This window comes from Rhodanobacter sp. OR92 (assembly GCF_000427545.1).
GTDB classification, from domain to species: Bacteria; Pseudomonadota; Gammaproteobacteria; order Xanthomonadales; family Rhodanobacteraceae; genus Rhodanobacter; species Rhodanobacter denitrificans.
This window is the reverse complement of the sequence record NZ_ATYF01000006.1, coordinates 443,414-460,589: the sequence shown is the minus strand read 5'-3', so window position 1 is coordinate 460,589 and position 17,176 is coordinate 443,414. Positions and strand designations below refer to the sequence as shown.

Below are 17,176 nucleotides of genomic sequence, written 5' to 3'. Positions count from 1 at the left end.
TCCGTCAGCGGACGCCGTCACCCTGGCGCTTGCGCTCCATCCGGCGCAGGAACTCCCGCATCACGCGCAGATACAGCTCCTCGCCGAGGTAGGCGTCCTCGACGCCGGCGTCGATCGACGGGTTGTCGTTCACCTCGATCACCACCGGCTTGCTGCCGACCTGCTTCAGGTCGACACCGTAGAGACCGTCGCCGATCGGCTGGGTCGCCTTCAGCGCCAGCTTGACCACCGCCGCCGGCGCCTCCTTCAGCGCGATGGTCTCGAAGCCGCCGGATTTTGCCGTGCCCTTGGCACCGTGGTTGTAGATCTGCCAGTGGCCGCGCGACATGTAGTATTTGCAGGCGTAGATCGGCTCGCGATTGAGCACGCCGATGCGCCAGTCGAACTCGGTGTAGACGTATTCCTGCGCCAGCAGCAGCGCACTGTGCTGGAACAGGCCGCTGGCCGCGTGTGCCAGCGCGTCCTCGTCCTCGACCTTGACCACGCCGCGCGAGAACGAGCCGTCCGGGATCTTCAGCACCAGCGGGAAGCCGAGCCGGGCCACCACTTCCTTCATGCCCTTGCTGTCGTCGCGGTAGAGGATTTCCGTACGGGGGACAGCCAGCTTGCGCGAGACCATCAGGTCGTTGAGGTAGATCTTGTTGGTGCAGCGCAGGATCGAGCTGGGGTCGTCGATCACCACCATGCCTTCCTTCTCGGCGCGGTGGGCGAAGCGGTAGGTGTGGTTGTCGGACGCGGTGGTCTCGCGGATAAACAGGCCGTCGTATTCGGCCAGGCGCTGGTAGTCGTTCTTGCCGATCGGGTCGACCTCGATGCCGAGCTCCCTGCCGGCGGCGACGAAGGACTTCAGCGCCTTCTTGTTCGACGGTGGCATCTGCTCCTTCGGGTCGACCAGCATCGCCAGGTCGTAGCGGAACTGGCGCCGCGCGCGCGGCTTGCGCCATAGCTTGCGCGAGAAGCGGTCGAGCTCCTCGGCGAACGCGTCCTCCTGGGTGTCGACCAGGGTGTGCAGGCCGACCGGCTTGATCGAGCTGACCTGCCACACGCGGTCGCGCTCGAACTCGATGCGCAGCAGCGGGCAGGGGAACATTTCGAACACCTGCCGGGCCAGGTCCTGCAGCGCCGGGTAGGCCGTCTCGCCAAAATAGACCAGGGTGCCGAAATCGGTGGTGTCGCGGCCGCCGGCCGGCAGGAAGTGGGTGAGCTTCTGGTTGAGGTCGTCGATGTCCAGGCCGTACAGCGAGCGCCGGCGCAGGTCGTTCACCGTGCGCACCGACGGCATCACCTTGTGCCCGCGCGCCTCGGCCAGCAGCGACACGTAGTAGCCGGTGCCCAGGTACTTGTAGCTGCGGCACAGGTTGATCACGTGGGTGCGTTCGTCGTCGCCGCCGACCGGCTTGCGCAGATAGTCCATCGCGCTCATCACGTCGACGGACGGGTAGTACGAACTCCAGTCGGAAGCTTTTTCGACAACGATGACCAGACGGGTCATGGCACCACTCGGGCGATACGGCGATGGCGGGCCTGCCCCGGCGCAGCGTGGGGCAGGGCGTGCAAAACGCGCAGTTTGGCACAGCGCCGGCACGGCACAAGGGCACGCGCTGAAGCGCGAGTGAACGGCACCGGCGCGGCGCGGCAAGGCGGAATCGCCCGCATCGGCGCGGCTGCCTGCTAGAGTCCGCGCGTGCCGACCGCCCTGCCCCCGCCATCCCCCGCCCACGGCCGCCGCATCGCCGCGGGACCGGCCGACCTGCCGTCGGCAACCAGCGGCCCGCGCGTGCGCCGCGCCGCCGCATCCGACCTGGACGAGCTGGTCGCGCTGGAACAACGCAGCTTCAGCAGCGACCGGCTGAGCCGTGCGCAATACCGCCGCCACCTGGACAGCGACTCCGCACTGGTACTGGTGGCCAGCGCCAACCATCACCTTTTCCTCGGCAGCGCCGTGCTGTTCTTCCGCAAGCGCAGCGCGGTGGCCCGCCTGTACTCGCTGGCCACCGCGCCGGAGGCACGCGGCCAGGGCGTCGGTGCCGCGCTGCTGGCCGCGGTGGCCGACGCCGCGCGGCGCCGCGGCTCGCGCGCACTGAAACTGGAAGTGCGCACCGACAACGCCGCCGCGATCCGGCTGTACGAACGCCACGGCTTCCGCCGCATCGGCCGCTACGCGCGCTACTACGAAGACGGCGCCGATGCCTGGCGCTACGGGCAGACGCTCGACTGACCCGCGCGACGGTGGGCCAGATCGGCCTTGCGCGGCCTGATGTACATCAGGTCGCGCAAGGCCCGGCGCCGGCACAATGGCGGGGATGTCGGCGGCGTGGTTGGCCGGGGCCGCGGCGATCGTGCCGCGGTTTCCCGCGCGCCACGCGCTGCCGGCAAGCGGCAGCTGCCGACCGCTCCGGATGCACGCACCCGTCCGGTGCCGGCGGTGCGGCCGCTTCCGCAACGGAACCCCGATGGCCGCCACCGCGCAAGCACAGCCGAACATCGCCCTGGTCAAATACTGGGGCAAGCGCGACACGAGGTTGAACCTGCCGGTCACCGGCTCCCTGTCGATCACCCTGGACGCGCTGTGGACGCGCACCCGGGTCGAGTTCGATGCGTCGCTGCGGCATGACGAGCTGCGCCTGAACGGGGCGGAGGACCCGGCAACGCTGGCCCGGGCCAGCGCCTGCCTGGATCTGCTGCGGTGGCGCGCCGGCACCGCGCAGCGCGCGCGAATCGACACACGCAACAATTTCCCCACCGCGGCGGGACTGGCTTCCTCGGCATCCGGCTTCGCGGCGCTGGTGGTGGCGGCCGACGCCGCGCTCGGCCTCGCGCTGGATCGCCGGACCCTGTCCATGCTGGCCCGGCAGGGTTCGGGTTCGGCGGCGCGCTCGCTGTTCGGCGGCTTCGTCAGCATGGCCGCGGGCCAGCGCGACGACGGCGCGGACGCGGTCGCGCAACCCCTGCTCGGCGCCGCCGCATGGCCGCTGGCGGTGGTCGTCGCGGTGACCTCGGACCGCCGCAAGCACGTCGGCTCGGGCGCCGGCATGGAGCGCAGCCGCCGCACGTCGCCGTTCTACCCGGCGTGGGTGGACAGCGCGGCGACGGACCTGGCGGCCGCGCAGCGCGCGGTGCAGGCGCGCGACTTTGCCGCGCTGGCCGAGCTGAGCGAACACAACTGCCTGAAGATGCATGCAGTGATGCAGTCCAGCCGGCCGCCGCTGCTGTACTGGAATGGCGCCACCGTCGACTGCATGCAGCGCATTCGCGCCTTGCGCGAGGACGCGGGCGAGCAGGTCTTCTTCACGGTCGATGCCGGCGCCCAGGTGAAGGCCGTCTGCACGCCGGACGCGGCGCCCCGGGTCGCCGCCGCGCTGGCCGAGTTGCCCGGCGTCGCCCAGGTGCTGAGCAGCCGCCTGGGCGAAGGTGCGCGGCGGCTCGACGACAGCGAGGCGCCCTGATGCGCGTACTGGCTACGGCGCCGGGCAAGCTGGTGATCGCCGGCGAGTACGCGGTGCTGGAGGGCGCCCCCGCGCTGGTCCTGGCGATCGACCGGCAGGCACGCGTGACGCTGGAAGACACCGACGGCAGCGATTACGAGATCACGGCGCCCGGGCTCGGCATCGATGCCGCGCACGGCCGGCTGGATGCGGCCGGGCGGATCGCCTGGCCGGCGCTGGATGCGGCGGCGAGCGCACCGCTGCGGCTGGTCGGCGCCATCCTGGAAACGCTCGGCGCGGAGGACCGGCCGCCGCCGTTTCGCGCCAGCCTGGACACCCGCGCGTTCCATGCCGGCAGCGATAGCCGGCGCAAGCTCGGCCTGGGTTCCAGCGCGGCGCTGACGGTGGCGCTGGCCAGCGCGATCGGCACGCTGGGCCGGCGCGGCGTGCCGTCCCTCGACACGCTGCTCGCGGCACACCGCCGGGCGCAGGATGGCTACGGCAGCGGATTGGACGTCGCCGCCAGCCTGACCGGCGGCCTGCTGCTCTACCGGCTGCACGACGGGCAGCCGCGGATCGCGCCGGCGACATGGCCGCAAGGGCTGGCGTGGTGCTGCGTGTGGACTGGCCGGCCGGCCTCGACCGGACTCTTCCTGCAGCGGCTGGCCGCCTGGCGCGCGCAGGCGCCGGCGCGCCACGCCGCGGCGATGCGCGAGCTCGGCGACTGCGCCACGGCCGCCGCCGGCGCAACCAGTGCGGCCGCGCTGCTCGAGGCGGTCGCCGCTTGCGCCCAGGCGCTGGAGCGACTGGGCGCGGCCAGCGGCCTGGACATTTTCAGCCCCGAGCACCGCGCGCTGGCCGCGCTGGCGGCGCGCCTGGGGGTTGCCTACAAGACCTGCGGCGCCGGCGGCGGCGACATCGGCATCACGCTGGCCACCGACGCTGCGCGCCTGCAAGCCTTCCGGCGGGCCGCCAGCGCCGCCGGCTTTCCCGTGCTCGACCTGCACCCGGCCGCCGCCGCCAGCGTGCAGGCGCACTGATTCGTCCGACCTATCCAGGAAAACCCACGTGGACTCGTTACCCGCAACCGGCCAGGCCGACTCGCCTGCCGCAACCCCGGCCGACGACACGCCGTGCGATCGCGCGGCGAGTGCGCCCGAGCATCCCGCCCGCCTGCCCGGCTTCCATCGGCTGGCGGTGACCGAGCGGCTGCAGCTGCTGCGCAGCCGCGGGCTGCTGACGCAGGCCGACCACCGCGCGCTGACCAGCGGTGCGCAGCGGCTGGAGCCGGCGCAGGCCGACAAGATGATCGAGAACGTCATCGGCGTGATGGGGCTGCCGGTCGGGCTGGGCCTGAATTTCCTGATCAACGGCAAGGACTACGTGGTGCCGCTGGTGGTCGAGGAGCCGTCGATCGTGGCCGCGCTGAGCGCCGCCGCCAAACTGGTGCGAGGCTGCGGCGGCTTCACCACCGCGAGCGACCGGCCCCTGCTGATCGGCCAGGTCCAGCTGACCGGCCTGGCCCACTCGGGCAAGGCGCGCACGGCCTTGCTGCAGCGGCGCGACGAGATCATCAACCTGGCCAACAGCCTGCACCCGAACATGGTCGCACGCGGCGGCGGCGTGGCGGACGTCGAGGTGCTGATCCACGCCGCGCCGGACGGCGGCCCCGACATGCTGGTGCTGCACCTGCTGGTCGACACCTGCGACGCGATGGGCGCCAACCTGGTCAACACGATGTGCGAGGGCGTGGCCCCGTTGGCCGAGGCGATCACCGGCGGCAAGGCCTGCCTGCGCATCCTGTCCAACCTGACCGACCGGGCGCTGGTGCGCGCCAGCGCGGTGATCCCGGCGCATGCGCTGGCCGGCAAGGGCCACGACGGCGGGCAGGTGCGCGACGGCATCATCCTGGCCAACGACCTGGCCCTGGTCGACCCGTATCGCGCCGCGACCCACAACAAGGGCGTCATGAACGGCGTGGACGCGGTGGCGCTGGCCACCGGCAACGACTGGCGCGCGCTGGAGGCGGCGGTGCACGCCTACGCCGCGCGCGGCCAGGGCTACCGCGCGCTGACCCGCTGGTCGCGCAACGCGCAGGGCGACCTGGTCGGCAGCATCGAACTGCCGCTCAAGGTCGGCACCGTGGGCGGTTCGCTGCAGGCCAACCCGATGGTGGCGATCAACCATCGTTTGCTGGGTTCGCCCGGTGCGCGCGAGCTCGCCGAGGTGATGGCCGCCGTCGGCCTCGCGCAGAACTTCTCCGCCTTGCGGGCGCTGGTCACCGACGGCATCCAGCAAGGCCACATGACCCTGCACGCGCGCAGCGTGGCGCTGGCGGCCGGCGCCACGCCGCCGATGTTCGAGCAGGTGGTGGAACGCCTGCTGGCCGACGGCGAGATCAAGCTGTGGAAGGCGCAACTGATCGTGGCCGAGCTGGGCGGGCAGGCGGCGCCGGGGCAAGCTGCCAGCGGCCACCCGCGGGCCGGCACGCAGGAATGGGCGGCCGGCCACGGCAAGGTGATCCTGCTCGGCGAACACGCCGTGGTATACGGCCGCCACGCGATCGCCGCGCCGTTGCCGCTGGCGATCCGCGCGCGCGTGGAGGACGCCCACGACGGCACCACGCTGCTGATCCCGCGCTGGGGCATCGAGCAACGCCTGCCGCAGCAGCCGGCGCACCCGGGTTCGTTCCTGCAGTCCCTGACGCTGCTGCTGCAGCGTCTCGGCCTGGACCGGCGCGCGCTGCGCATCCAGGTGGCGCCGGAGATGCCCCGGGCGATGGGCCTGGGCGGCTCGGCGGCGCTGGCGGTGGCGGTGATCCGCGCACTCGACCGGCACTGCGCGCTGGGCCTCGACGACGCCAGCGTCTGCGCGCTCGCCTTCGAGTGCGAGACGATCGCCCACGGCACGCCCTCGGGCATCGACAACACGGTCGCCACCCACGGCGAGGCGCTGCTGTACCGGCGCGGCGAGCCGGCGACGATCCGCCCGCTTGCGCTGAAACAGCCGCTGCCGCTGGTGATCGGCCTGAGCGGCAGCGAGAGCCTGACCGCCAGGATGGTGGCGCGCGTGCGTCAGGCGTGGCGGCAGCATCCGGCGCGATACGAACGCATCTTCGACGAAATCGACGTGCTGACCCGGCACGCGCTCGACGCGCTGCAAGCCCACGACCTGGGCGAACTCGGCGAACTGATGAACATCTGCCAGGGTCAGTTGAACGCACTGCAGGTGTCCAGCCGCGAGATCGAGGAACTGGTCCAGCTGGCACGCGAGCACGGCGCCCTGGGCGCCAAGTTGACCGGCGGCGGCGGTGGCGGCGCGGTGATCGCGCTGTGCCCCGACGGCGGCGCGCGCGTGGTCCGGGCGATGCGCGACGCCGGCTACCAGGCGCTGGAGGTGTCCTTTGGCTGACGCGACGCCACGCCACCCCACGGTCTCCTCCGAAGCCGAGCGGCTGATCCTGGTCGACGCCGACGATCGCGCGGTCGGCTACGCCAGCAAGGCGGCCGCCCACGATGGCCGCGGCCAGCGCCATCGCGCCTTCTCGCTGTTCATCTTCAACGGGCACGGCGAGCTGCTGCTGCAGCAGCGCAGCCGCAGCAAGCGGCTGTGGCCCGGTTACTGGGCCAACAGCTGCTGCAGCCACCCGCGCCAGGGCGAAAGCATGGAGCAGGCCACCGAACGACGCCTGCAGCAGGAGCTGGGCATGCGCTGCCCGCTGCGTTACCTGTTCAAGTTCGAATACCAGGCCGATTACCGCGACCTCGGCGCCGAACACGAACTGTGCTGGGTCTACGCCGGCACCTGCACGCAGCCGGTGCGTGCCAATGCCACGGAAGTCGAGGCCTGGCGCTTCGTCGCGCCGGCCGCACTCGATCGCGAGATCGCCCGCTGCCCGGAGCACTTCACGCCGTGGCTGAAGCTCGAATGGGCGCAACTGCGCCAGGGCCCGGCGCTGTCGGCTTACCTCAGCCCCCCAGCGGGTGGCTGATTTTCTCCGCGGTCGCGGCATCCGGCCGCGCCACCAGCGCGCCGGTGCGCATCAGGCTCACCGCGTAATGCCCGCCATCGACCAGCGGCAGGAACGCACCGCTGCCGTAGACGGTATCGATTTCCGGCACCCAGCGCGGGTACTGCTTTTTCAGGTTGAGCAGGTCGAACGCGCCGGCTTCGCCGAAGCCGAGCACCGTGCGCGGCGCCTCGGCCTCCTGCGCGGGGTCGTCGTAGCGGCCGGACAACCGATCGAGCCGGTACAGCGGCGGCACGCCGGCCAGCAGCGCGGGCAGCTTCCACTTCAGCACGATCGCCTCGACGCGCCAGGCGTCGCCAGCCAGCTGCAGCCGCCGCGTGCTGCCGTCAGGCCAGCTCAGGATGAGCGCCCAGCGCTGCGGCGACAGGATGCGCGCGTCGATCTCGACCACCGGCGCCTCGCTGCCGAGCAGCCGGTAGCCGCGCAGAGCGCAGCCGGCGCCGGCCAGCAGCAGAGTCAGCGCGAAGGCGGCCACGCATAGCAGCGCACGCCAGGCAGCGGCCAGCCGGCGGCCGCCGTGCAGGCGCTGGCGCAGGGCCACCAGCTGCACCAGGGTGATCAACCCGAACACCGCCGCCAGCACCAGCAGCACGGTCATCGGCATGCGCAGCAGCGCGCTCCAGTCCATCGTCGTCACCTCGTCCCCGCGTCGTGCGATTCGTGCGCGCATCATAGCGGCGATGCCGCGGCCGAGCCGGCGCGGCTCGCTATACTGCACCCGTCCCCAGGAATCCCGACCATGCGCCGATCCTTCTTGCTGCTGCCGCTCTGCCTCGCCCTCGCCACGCTCGCCGGCTGCGGCAACAAGGGGCCGCTGGTGCTGCCGAGCCAGCCCGCCGCCGCGTCGACCACGGTACAGCCGGCCGCGCCCGCGCTGCCGGCCAGCGTCGACGAACCGGCGCCCGGCCAGTACTGAGCCGCAGCCGCCCATGCAGCTGCGTTTCTCGAAGATGCACGGCATCGGCAACGACTTCGTCGTGCTGGATTGTCGGCAACGCGCGTTTCCGCTGGATGCGGCGCAGATCCGCGCGCTGGCCGACCGCCATACCGGCGTGGGCTTCGACCAGCTGCTCAGCCTTGAGCCGGCACGCAGCCCGGACGGCGCGTTCTACTACGGCATCTGGAACGCCGACGGCTCGCCGTCCGGCCAGTGCGGCAACGGCGTGCGCTGCGTGGCGGCGTGGCTGCACCGCGCCGGCGCGCTGGCGATCGGCAAGGACGTGGCGATCGAGAGTCCGTCCGGTCCGGTGACGGTGCGCCTGCTCGGCGCGCACGAAGTCGCCGTGGACATGGGCGAGCCGGTGTTCGAGCCCAGGCGGATCCCGTTCGCGGCCGACGCCGCAGCCGATCGCTACGCGATCGACGCGGCCGGCGAGACACTGGACATCGGCGCGGTGTCGATGGGCAACCCGCATGCGGTGGTCACGGTGGACGACCTCGCCGACCCCGTGCTGGCGCGGCTGGGCCCGCTGCTGACCAGCCACCCACGCTTCGCCCAGGGCGCCAACGCCGGCTTCGTGCAGCGGCTGGACCGCCGCCATCTGCGCCTGCGCGTGCACGAACGCGGCGCCGGCTGGACCCTGGCCTGCGGCACCGGCGCCTGCGCCGCGATGGCGGTGCTGCGCCGGCGCGGCGAGGTCGATGCCACGGTGGCGGTCGAGTTGCCCGGCGGCACGCTGCGCATCGACTGGGCCGGCCCCGGCCACACCTTGTGGATGACCGGCCCGGCCGCGTTCGCGTTCGAGGGCGAATGGCCGGTTCCGGCCACCAGCGCCTGACGCGGCGGTTGAAGCGCGCCCGCGTCCATCGCACACTCCGGCCGGACGGCGCGCCTTCTTCGCGCACCGCGCAACGGTTCGAGGATTTTCGCGCATGACTGCCACCCTGCTCGACGACGCCACCCAGGCCCGCGTGGTCGCCGCCTACCTGAAGCGCCATCCGGAGTTCCTCAGCGAATACCCGGAGCTGGCCGCCAAGCTGACCATGCCGCCGCGCGAGCGGGGCGGCGCGGTGTCCTCGCTGGCGGTGTACCAGCTGCAGAGCCTGCGCGACAAGAATGCGGAACTCGAACGCCAGCTGGCCGAGCTGGTCGCGATCGCCGCCGAGAACGAGAAGCTGATGGAGCGCGTGCACGCGCTCACCGTGGCGCTGCTGCGCGCGAACACGATGGAGGTGACCGCGCGCACGGTGATCGCCAAGCTCAGCGCGGATTTCCATACCGAGCAGGTGCGCCTGCTGCTGTTCGGCGACGAGCCGCGGCTGCCGCGTGCGGAATGGCTGCAGCAGATCCCCGGCGGCGCCGCCGCACTGCCGGAGTTCGGCGAATTCCTGCACAAGGGCGAGCCGGTCTCCGGCCGCCTGTCCGCCGAGAAGCTCGAACGCCTGTTCGGCGTCGACGCCGGGCAGATCCGCTCGGTCGCGATGATGCGCCTGGGCGACTGCGGCATCCTGGCGATCGGCAGCACCAACCCGGACCGCTTCCAGCCCGGCATGGGCACGCTGTTCCTGAAGATGATCTCGGCCACCATCACTGCCGCGCTGGCCCGCTCGCGGGATATCTCCTGAGCCGGCGATGACGCCCGCCGAACAGGTCGAGCAATGGCTCGCCCGCCTCGCCGGCGAGCGCCATGCCTCGCCGCACACGGTCGCCGGCTACCGCCGCGACCTGGCCAAGCTGCTGCGCTTCATGCACGAGCAGCGACTGGAGGCGTTCGACGCGCTGGACGCGAACCGGATGCGCACGTTCGTGGCCGGCGAGCATCGCAGCGGGCTGGCGCCGAAGAGCCTGCAGCGCCTGCTGTCGTCCTGCCGCAGCCTGTTCCGCCAGCTCAGCCGCGAGGGCCAACTGGCCAGTGATCCGCTGCTCGGCGTGCGCGGCCCCAAGGTACGCCGCAAGCTGCCGCAGGTGCTCGACGTCGACGAGGCCGCCGCGCTGGTGGAGACCGACAGCGGCGGCAGGTTGGCGCTGCGCGACCGCGCGATGCTGGAGCTGTTCTACTCCAGCGGCCTGCGCCTGTCCGAGCTGTGCGGCCTGCGCTGGCTCGACCTCAACCTCGACGAGGGCGAAGTGCGCGTGCTCGGCAAGGGCAGCAAGACCCGCATCGTGCCGGTCGGCCGCCACGCCCTCGCCGCGCTGCGCGCGCTGGGCGCGGAGGAAGGCATGCCGGCGGACAGCCCGATCTTCCGCGGTCGCGGCGGCGCGCCGATCAACCCGCGCACGATACAACTGCGCATGAGCAAGCTGGCGTTGCAGCAAGGCATTCCGAAGCACATCCACCCGCACCTGCTGCGGCATACTTTCGCCAGCCACATGCTGGAATCCTCCGGCGACCTGCGCGCGGTGCAGGAGCTGCTCGGCCATGCCGACATCGCCACCACCCAGATCTACACCCACCTGGACTTCCAGCACCTGGCGCGGGTCTACGACGCCGCGCACCCGCGCGCGCGGCGCAAATGACCGCCATCGGGCGAACCGCCGCAAAAGCCCGCAGAAAGATTCCCATGGCCACAATGGCAACACGACACTTCTTGCCAGGCGCCAGCCAGTGACCCCCTCGGAAACGCCACTTGCCGCCATCGCACCCACGGTGGTCGGGCGCGACGCGTGGCCGACACACCGGCATCTGCTTGGGGTGGGAGAGCTGCCGCGACGCGACGTCTTCCGCATCCTGCTGCTGCGCCCCAACCATCGGCTTGGCAACGCGCTGCTGCTGACTCCGCTGCTGAGCGAGCTGGAACGGCGCTATCCCGGTGCCGAGATCGACCTGGTCACCGGCTGCGAAGCGGCCGACGAGGTGTTCGCCGGATTTCGCCAGGTTCGCCACATCTTTCAACTGACCCGCCGGCCAGGCCACCATCCGCTGCGGCTGTTGCGCACCCTGCTGCGTCTGCGACGCGCCCGTTACGACCTGGCGATCGACGGCACCCGCGGTTCGCGCTCCGGTCGCCTGCTGCTCTTCCTGAGCGGCGCCCGCCATCTGCTCGGCCTGCCGGGCAGCAAGCGCGAATTGCGTGAGGGCGGGTCGGCCTGGAAAACCGCGCTGGCTCACGCACCCGACCACTTTTCGCTGGATGGCGTATACGCGCTGCGCTGCGCGATGGGATTGTCCTTCCCGGAACAGGAAGAAAGCTGGCCGCCGCTGCGAATCCATCTGGGCGCAGAGGAGCGGGCGAGCGGCCGCGCGCTGCTGCTCGACCTGCTTGGCCACGAGCCGGACGGCAACCACCGGGTGATCGCGCTGTTCCCCAATGCCACCGGCAGCAAGCGTCTTTGCAGCGAGTGGTGGCTGGCCCTGGTCGACGCGCTGACGACAGCCCACCCGGAGCTGTGCTTCATCGAAATGCTTCCGGCGCACGGCCAGTCGCAACTGCAATCGCGCTTCCCCGCCTTCTACTCCAGCAACGTGCGCCGGATGGCGGCGGTGCTTGCGCAGTGCGACGGCTACATCAGCGCCGACTGCGGGGTGATGCATCTGGCCTGCGCCGCCGGCGTGCCCACGCTGGGCTTGTTCACGCGGGACAACCTGACGCGTTATCGCCCGCGCGGCCAGCACGACGAGGCACTGTGCGTGGCCGGCCTCACCCCGGTCCAGGTCGCCGCGGCGGCGGCGCCATTCGTGCACGCCCTGCAGCGCTGAAGCCGGGCGCATCGCTTGCAATCGGCGGGGCCGATCCTTATCTAGTCAGCTCCTCCCCGGAGCAAGACACCACCATGGAATCGTTTCACGCCACCACCATCGTCTGCGTGCGCCGCGAAGGCCGCGTCGTGATCGGCAGCGACGGCCAGGTCACGCTGGGCAACACGGTGATGAAGGGCAATGCGCGCAAGGTCCGCCGGCTGGGCAAGGCGGGCGACGTGGTGGCCGGCTTCGCCGGCGCCACCGCCGATGCGTTCACGCTGTTCGAGCTGTTCGAGCAGAAGCTCGAGAAGCACAACAGCAACCTCACCCGCGCCGCCGTGGAGATGGCCAAGGAATGGCGCACCGACCGCCGCTTCGGCCGGCTCGAGGCGATGCTCGCCGTGGCGGACAAGGAGGCCTCGCTGCTGATCTCCGGCAACGGCGACGTGGTGGAACCCGAACACGGCCTGATCGCGATCGGCTCCGGCGGACCGTTCGCGCAGTCCGCGGCGATGGCCCTGCTCGAAAACACCGAACTGGATGCGCGCACCATCGTCGAGAAGGCGCTGAAGATCGCCGGCGACATCTGCATCTACACCAACCACAACGTGTCGATCGAAGAGCTGTGATTCGGGATGGGGGATTCGGGATTCGCAAAAACCCGCCCCACTCCCATGCGCCACCCGCTGATCTTCCGAATACCGAATCTCGTCTCCCGAATCCCGGCGAAGCCCATGTCCGAACTCACTCCCCGCGAAATCGTCAACGAACTCGACCGCTACATCATCGGCCAGCACGACGCCAAGCGTGCAGTGGCGGTGGCGCTGCGCAGCCGCTGGCGGCGCATGCAGCTGCCGGCCGAGATGCGCAACGAGATCACGCCGAAGAACATCCTGATGATCGGGCCCACCGGCGTCGGCAAGACCGAGATCGCGCGGCGGCTGGCCACGCTGGCCAATGCGCCATTCGTGAAGGTCGAGGCGACCAAGTTCACCGAGGTGGGCTATGTCGGCAAGGATGTCGAATCGATCATCCGCGATCTGGCCGATGGTGCCTACAAGCTGACCCGCGAGCAGGCGATCAAGCGCGTGCGTTCACAGGCCGAGGATCGCGCCGAAGACCGCATCCTGGACGCACTGCTGCCGCGCCGGCAGACCCCGCCGACCGACTGGAGCCACGACGCACCGGCCGCTCCCGCCATCGACAGCGACACCCGCCAGAAGCTGCGCAAGCAACTGCGTGAAGGAGCGCTCGACGAGCGCGAAATCGAGCTGGATTTCGCCATGAACGTGGGCGTGGAGATCATGTCGCCGCCGGGCATGGAGGAGATGGGCGCGCAGCTACGCCAGATGTTCCAGAACCTGGGCGGGGCCAAGACACAGAACCGCAAGCTGGCGATCAAGCTGGCGCGCCCGCTGCTGATCGACGAGGAGGCCGGCAAGCTGCTCAACGACGAGGAAATCCGCGCCCAGGCGATGGAAGCTGCCGAGCAGAACGGCATCGTCTTCATCGACGAGATCGACAAGGTCGCCCAGCGCGGCGACCACGGCCACGCCGGGGTCAGCCGCGAAGGCGTGCAGCGCGACCTGCTGCCGCTGGTGGAGGGCTCCACCGTGTCGACCAAGTACGGCCCGATCAAGACCGACCACATGCTGTTCATCGCCTCCGGCGCGTTCTCGCTGGCCAAGCCGTCCGACCTGATCCCCGAGCTGCAGGGGCGGTTGCCGATCCGGGTTGAACTGTCCGCACTCAGCGTGGACGACTTCAAGCGAATCCTGCGCGAGCCGCAGAACGCGTTGACCAAGCAGTACGTGGCCCTGCTCGGCACCGAAGGCGTCAGCATCGAGTTCACCGACTCCGGCGTCGACCGGCTGGCCGAGGTGGCGTTCCAGGTGAACGAGCGCACCGAGAACATCGGCGCCCGTCGGCTGCACACCGTGATGGAGCGCCTGCTGGAAAAGATTTCCTTCGAGGCGGCGGACAAGTCCGGTGAAAAATACCTTATCGACGCCGAACATGTAGACAAAAACCTTGGAAGCCTGGCCCGGAACGAGGATCTCAGCCGCTACATCCTCTGAACAAGCCGGTTACCCCCATCTGCTAAAATAGGCGCCGTGAGCAACATTATTGAACTGAAAAACACCGGCCAGCGCGCCCAGTTGCGCGAGGCGCAACAGAAACAGACGCTGGTGCGGTTGTGGCGCGAGGAGCTTGAACACGGCAGCTTCTGCGGCTACGTGGGCGGCGTGGGACGCGAGTTCTTCCTGCTCTGGGTGGTCGGCGACGGCGTCACCTACGACGGCATGTACGTGATGCGCCACCGCGACGTCAGCGAGCTGGAGGCACCGGACAAGCACCACGTGTTCTTCGAGAAGGCGCTGGCGCTGAAGCAGATCCTGCCGCGGATGCCGCGCGGCTTCCCGCTGGACAATATCCGCGAGGTCATCCAGGCCGCCGGTGCGCAGGCGCCGGTGATCGGCGTGCACGTGGACAGCGAGGACGAGTCCGAGGTCTGCTACATCGGCCGCCTGATCGACGTCGAGGAAGACGGCTTCAACATGCAGGAGCTGAGCCCCGACGCGGAGTGGATGCGCGAACCCTCGTTCTTCGCCTGGGACGAGGTCTCCACCGTCAGCATCGAGGACAGCTACGCGCAGTCCCTGCTCGCCGTGGCCGGCCCTGCGCCGGCCCTGCTGCCCGGCGGCGACGCCGGCTTCGGCCGCGCTCCCTCGCCCTGATTCCCAGAAAAACGCCCTTGCAGGAGCCCGCTCGCGGGGTTCCCGTCGCACCCGGCTCGCCACGCCAACGGGTAAGCTTTCGGATACGTCCTGAAAGCCCACCCGCCCGGGAGCACACATGTGCCGCATCGTCGTCGTCGGCAGCATCAACATGGATCTGGTCACCCAGGCGCCGCGCTTCGTCGGGCCGGGCGAGACCATCCTCGGCGAGCGCTTCCTCACCATGCCCGGCGGCAAGGGTGCCAACCAGGCGGTGGCCGCGGCGCGACTGGGCGCCGAGGTGGCGCTGGTCGGTGCGCTCGGTGATGACGCCTTCGGCCAGCAATTGCGCGCCGGCCTCGCCACCGAAGGCGTCCACCTGGACCACGTCGCGCGCCTCGCCGACAGCGCCAGCGGCACCGCCTCGATCACCGTTGCCGGCGGGGAAAACCAGATCATCGTGGTGCCGGGTGCCAACGCCCGTGTCACCCCCGCGCAGGTGGACAACGCACACGCGCTGATCGAGCGCGCCGACGCCGTGCTGGTACAGATGGAAATCCCGCTGGACACCGTCGAAGCCACCGTGCGCCTGGGCCACCGCCTCGGCGTGCCGGTGATCCTCAACCCCGCGCCCGCGCAAAAGCTGCCCACCGACTGGCTGAAACTCACCCGCTACGTCACTCCGAACCAGCACGAACTGGCGATCCTGCTCGGCGCCGATCCCGACGAAGACTTCCGCACGTTGATGCAACGCGCGCCCTGTCCGGTGGTGCTCACCCGCGGCGGCGAAGGCGCCTGGTACCGCGAACAGGGCGAACCGCTGCACCAGTCCGGCTTCAAGGTCCACGTGGTCGACAGCACCGGCGCCGGCGACACCTTCAACGCCGCGCTGGCGGTGTTCCTGCACGAAGGCCTGCCCACCGCCGTACGCAAGGCCTGCGCCGCCGCCGCGCTGTCGGTGACGAAGCTCGGCGCGCAGGGCGGCATGCCGGGGCTGCAGGAACTGGATGCTTTTCTCGCGCAGCAGGCCGGCTGAATCACTTGCCTATGCAGAACGAGCCGAAGATCGCGCCCAGCAAATCGTCGCTGCTGTAGCTGCCGGTGATTTCACCGAGCGCGTGCTGGGCCTGGCGCAGTTCCTCGGCGGCGAGTTCGCCGGCGCGGCTACCGGTGAGGATGGCGGCGGTGCGATCGAGAAGCGCGCCGACCTGCTGCAGCGCCAGCACGTGACGACGACGCGCGCTGAAGGCGCCTTCGCCGCTGCCGGCGCCGGCCAGCCGCTTGAGGTGCTCGCGCAGGGCGTCGAGGCCGGCGCCGGTTTTCGCCGAGGCCCACAGCCAGTGCATGCCTGCGCACTGGCTGTGGCGGGCGGGAGCCTGGTCGAGGTCGATCTTGTTGATCAGCACGATGCGTTCGACGCCGACGGGCAAGGCGTCAAAGAAGGCCAGGTCGGCGGCGCAGTCGGCAGCGGTGGTCACCAGCAGGGCGACGTCGGCGCGCTGCAGTTCGCCGTGGGCGCGGCGCACGCCTTCGCGTTCGACTTCGTCGTCGGTGTCGCGCAGGCCGGCGGTGTCGGCCAGTTCCAGCGCGATGCCGTCGAGGCTGAGGCTTTCGCGCAACACGTCGCGGGTGGTGCCGGCGATCGGGGTGACGATGGCGCGCTCGCTGCCGGCCAGCGCGTTGAGCAGGCTGGACTTGCCGGCGTTGGGGCGGCCCACGATGGCCACCTTGAGGCCATCGTTCAGGCGCAGCCCGCGTTGCGCCTCGCGCAGGAGTTCAGCCAGTTCGGCGCGCAGTCTTTCGAGTCGTGCCGCGATCGCCGGGTCGGCGAGGAAGTCGATTTCCTCCTCGGGGAAGTCGATCGCCGCCTCGATATGCACGCGCAGCGCGATCAGCGATTGCAGCAGCGCGTCGACCTTGCGCGAGAACACGCCTTCCATCGACTGCAGCGCCGCGCGCGCGCCGGCCTGCGAGCGGGCGGCGATCAGGTCGGCGACGGCTTCGGCCTGGGCCAGGTCGAGCTTGCCGTTCAGGAACGCGCGCTCGGTGAACTCGCCGGGGCGTGCCAGCCGCGCGCCGAGTTCGCACACGCGACGCAGCAGCGCGTCGAGCAGCACGGCGCTGCCATGGCCCTGCAGTTCCAGCACGTGCTCGCCGGTATACGAGGCCGGGGCGGGGAAATGCAGCAGCAGGCCGCGGTCGATCAACTCGCCGGCACCGTCGCGGAACGCGGCGAAGTGGGCGTGGCGCGGTTGCGGCGGCCGGCCGAGCAGGGCTTGCGCGATCGCCGACGCGGCGGGCCCCGACACGCGCAGCACGCCCACGCCGGCGGCGCCCGGTGCGCTGGCGATGGCGGCGATGGTGTCGGTGCTCTGGCTCATGCGT

Annotated in this window: 17 protein-coding genes; 14 read left to right on the top strand and 3 right to left on the bottom strand. The window is 70.7% G+C overall.

Going from position 1 to position 17,176, the window contains the following annotated elements; all coding sequences use genetic code 11:
• Nucleotides 1-4: 4 nt before the first annotated feature.
• Nucleotides 5-1,492, bottom strand: a complete 1,488-nt coding sequence (locus RHOOR92_RS0105065; protein WP_007515131.1) for a RimK family alpha-L-glutamate ligase — start codon at nucleotides 1,490-1,492, stop codon at nucleotides 5-7.
• 192 nt (nucleotides 1,493-1,684) lie between these two features.
• On the opposite strand from RHOOR92_RS0105065, the gene RHOOR92_RS0105060 reads away from it, so the two are divergent.
• The 5 genes from RHOOR92_RS0105060 (at nucleotide 1,685) to idi (ending at nucleotide 7,416) form a co-directional block, all read left to right on the top strand.
• Nucleotides 1,685-2,218: a GNAT family N-acetyltransferase gene (locus tag RHOOR92_RS0105060; protein ID WP_027489771.1), complete on the top strand. Its 534-nt coding sequence runs from the start codon at nucleotides 1,685-1,687 to the stop codon at nucleotides 2,216-2,218.
• 235 nt (nucleotides 2,219-2,453) lie between these two features.
• Nucleotides 2,454-3,446: a diphosphomevalonate decarboxylase gene (gene mvaD, locus RHOOR92_RS0105055; RefSeq protein WP_027489770.1), complete on the top strand. Its 993-nt coding sequence runs from the start codon at nucleotides 2,454-2,456 to the stop codon at nucleotides 3,444-3,446.
• Entirely contained in the window at nucleotides 3,446-4,465 is a 1,020-nt protein-coding gene (locus RHOOR92_RS0105050) for a hypothetical protein (protein ID WP_027489769.1), read from the top strand. The genes mvaD and RHOOR92_RS0105050 overlap by 1 nt, the downstream gene beginning before the upstream one ends.
• 28 nt (nucleotides 4,466-4,493) lie before the next feature.
• On the top strand, nucleotides 4,494-6,836 hold the full coding sequence (locus tag RHOOR92_RS0105045) for a hydroxymethylglutaryl-CoA reductase, degradative (protein WP_027489768.1): 2,343 nt from the start codon (nucleotides 4,494-4,496) through the stop codon (nucleotides 6,834-6,836).
• A complete protein-coding gene (gene idi, locus RHOOR92_RS0105040) occupies nucleotides 6,829-7,416 on the top strand; it encodes an isopentenyl-diphosphate Delta-isomerase (protein ID WP_027489767.1) in 588 nt (195 codons plus the stop codon). The genes RHOOR92_RS0105045 and idi overlap by 8 nt, the downstream gene beginning before the upstream one ends.
• Here idi and RHOOR92_RS0105035 read toward each other — a convergent pair.
• Entirely contained in the window at nucleotides 7,394-8,083 is a 690-nt protein-coding gene (locus tag RHOOR92_RS0105035) for a hypothetical protein (RefSeq protein WP_027489766.1), read from the bottom strand. The two genes, idi and RHOOR92_RS0105035, sit on opposite strands and share 23 nt — an antisense overlap.
• Before the next feature lie 111 nt (nucleotides 8,084-8,194).
• On the opposite strand from RHOOR92_RS0105035, the gene RHOOR92_RS0105030 reads away from it, so the two are divergent.
• The 9 genes from RHOOR92_RS0105030 to rbsK all read left to right on the top strand — a co-directional run bounded on the left by RHOOR92_RS0105030 (nucleotide 8,195) and on the right by rbsK (nucleotide 15,827).
• The gene (locus RHOOR92_RS0105030; protein ID WP_027489765.1) at nucleotides 8,195-8,371 is read left to right on the top strand and encodes a lipoprotein; all 177 of its coding nucleotides are present in this window, start codon (nucleotides 8,195-8,197) and stop codon (nucleotides 8,369-8,371) included.
• 13 nt (nucleotides 8,372-8,384) lie between these two features.
• Nucleotides 8,385-9,233 (top strand): diaminopimelate epimerase, encoded by an 849-nt coding sequence (gene dapF, locus RHOOR92_RS0105025; protein ID WP_027489764.1) that lies wholly within the window; start codon nucleotides 8,385-8,387, stop codon nucleotides 9,231-9,233.
• 94 nt (nucleotides 9,234-9,327) lie between these two features.
• A complete protein-coding gene (locus RHOOR92_RS0105020) occupies nucleotides 9,328-10,020 on the top strand; it encodes a DUF484 family protein (RefSeq protein WP_015449206.1) in 693 nt (230 codons plus the stop codon).
• A gap of 7 nt (nucleotides 10,021-10,027) precedes the next feature.
• Nucleotides 10,028-10,912, top strand: a complete 885-nt coding sequence (gene xerC / locus RHOOR92_RS0105015; protein ID WP_027489763.1) for a tyrosine recombinase XerC — start codon at nucleotides 10,028-10,030, stop codon at nucleotides 10,910-10,912.
• 88 nt (nucleotides 10,913-11,000) lie between these two features.
• Entirely contained in the window at nucleotides 11,001-12,092 is a 1,092-nt protein-coding gene (locus tag RHOOR92_RS0105010) for a glycosyltransferase family 9 protein (protein ID WP_027485059.1), read from the top strand.
• Between the two features lie 74 nt (nucleotides 12,093-12,166).
• On the top strand, nucleotides 12,167-12,703 hold the full coding sequence (hslV, locus tag RHOOR92_RS0105005) for an ATP-dependent protease subunit HslV (RefSeq protein WP_015449209.1): 537 nt from the start codon (nucleotides 12,167-12,169) through the stop codon (nucleotides 12,701-12,703).
• Nucleotides 12,704-12,808: 105 nt separating this feature from the next.
• The gene (gene hslU, locus RHOOR92_RS0105000; protein WP_027489762.1) at nucleotides 12,809-14,152 is read left to right on the top strand and encodes an ATP-dependent protease ATPase subunit HslU; all 1,344 of its coding nucleotides are present in this window, start codon (nucleotides 12,809-12,811) and stop codon (nucleotides 14,150-14,152) included.
• Between the two features lie 36 nt (nucleotides 14,153-14,188).
• Nucleotides 14,189-14,812 carry a hypothetical protein gene (locus RHOOR92_RS0104995; RefSeq protein ID WP_007510020.1) on the top strand — a complete coding sequence of 208 codons (624 nt, stop codon included), beginning with the start codon at nucleotides 14,189-14,191 and terminating at the stop codon, nucleotides 14,810-14,812.
• Between the two features lie 118 nt (nucleotides 14,813-14,930).
• Nucleotides 14,931-15,827, top strand: a complete 897-nt coding sequence (gene rbsK / locus RHOOR92_RS0104990; protein WP_007510022.1) for a ribokinase — start codon at nucleotides 14,931-14,933, stop codon at nucleotides 15,825-15,827.
• Between the two features lies 1 nt (nucleotide 15,828).
• Here the strand turns inward: rbsK and mnmE are convergent, their stop codons facing one another.
• Complete coding sequence (mnmE, locus tag RHOOR92_RS0104985; RefSeq protein ID WP_027489761.1) at nucleotides 15,829-17,172, bottom strand: tRNA uridine-5-carboxymethylaminomethyl(34) synthesis GTPase MnmE; 1,344 nt, start codon at nucleotides 17,170-17,172, stop codon at nucleotides 15,829-15,831.
• Nucleotides 17,173-17,176: the final 4 nt, after the last annotated feature.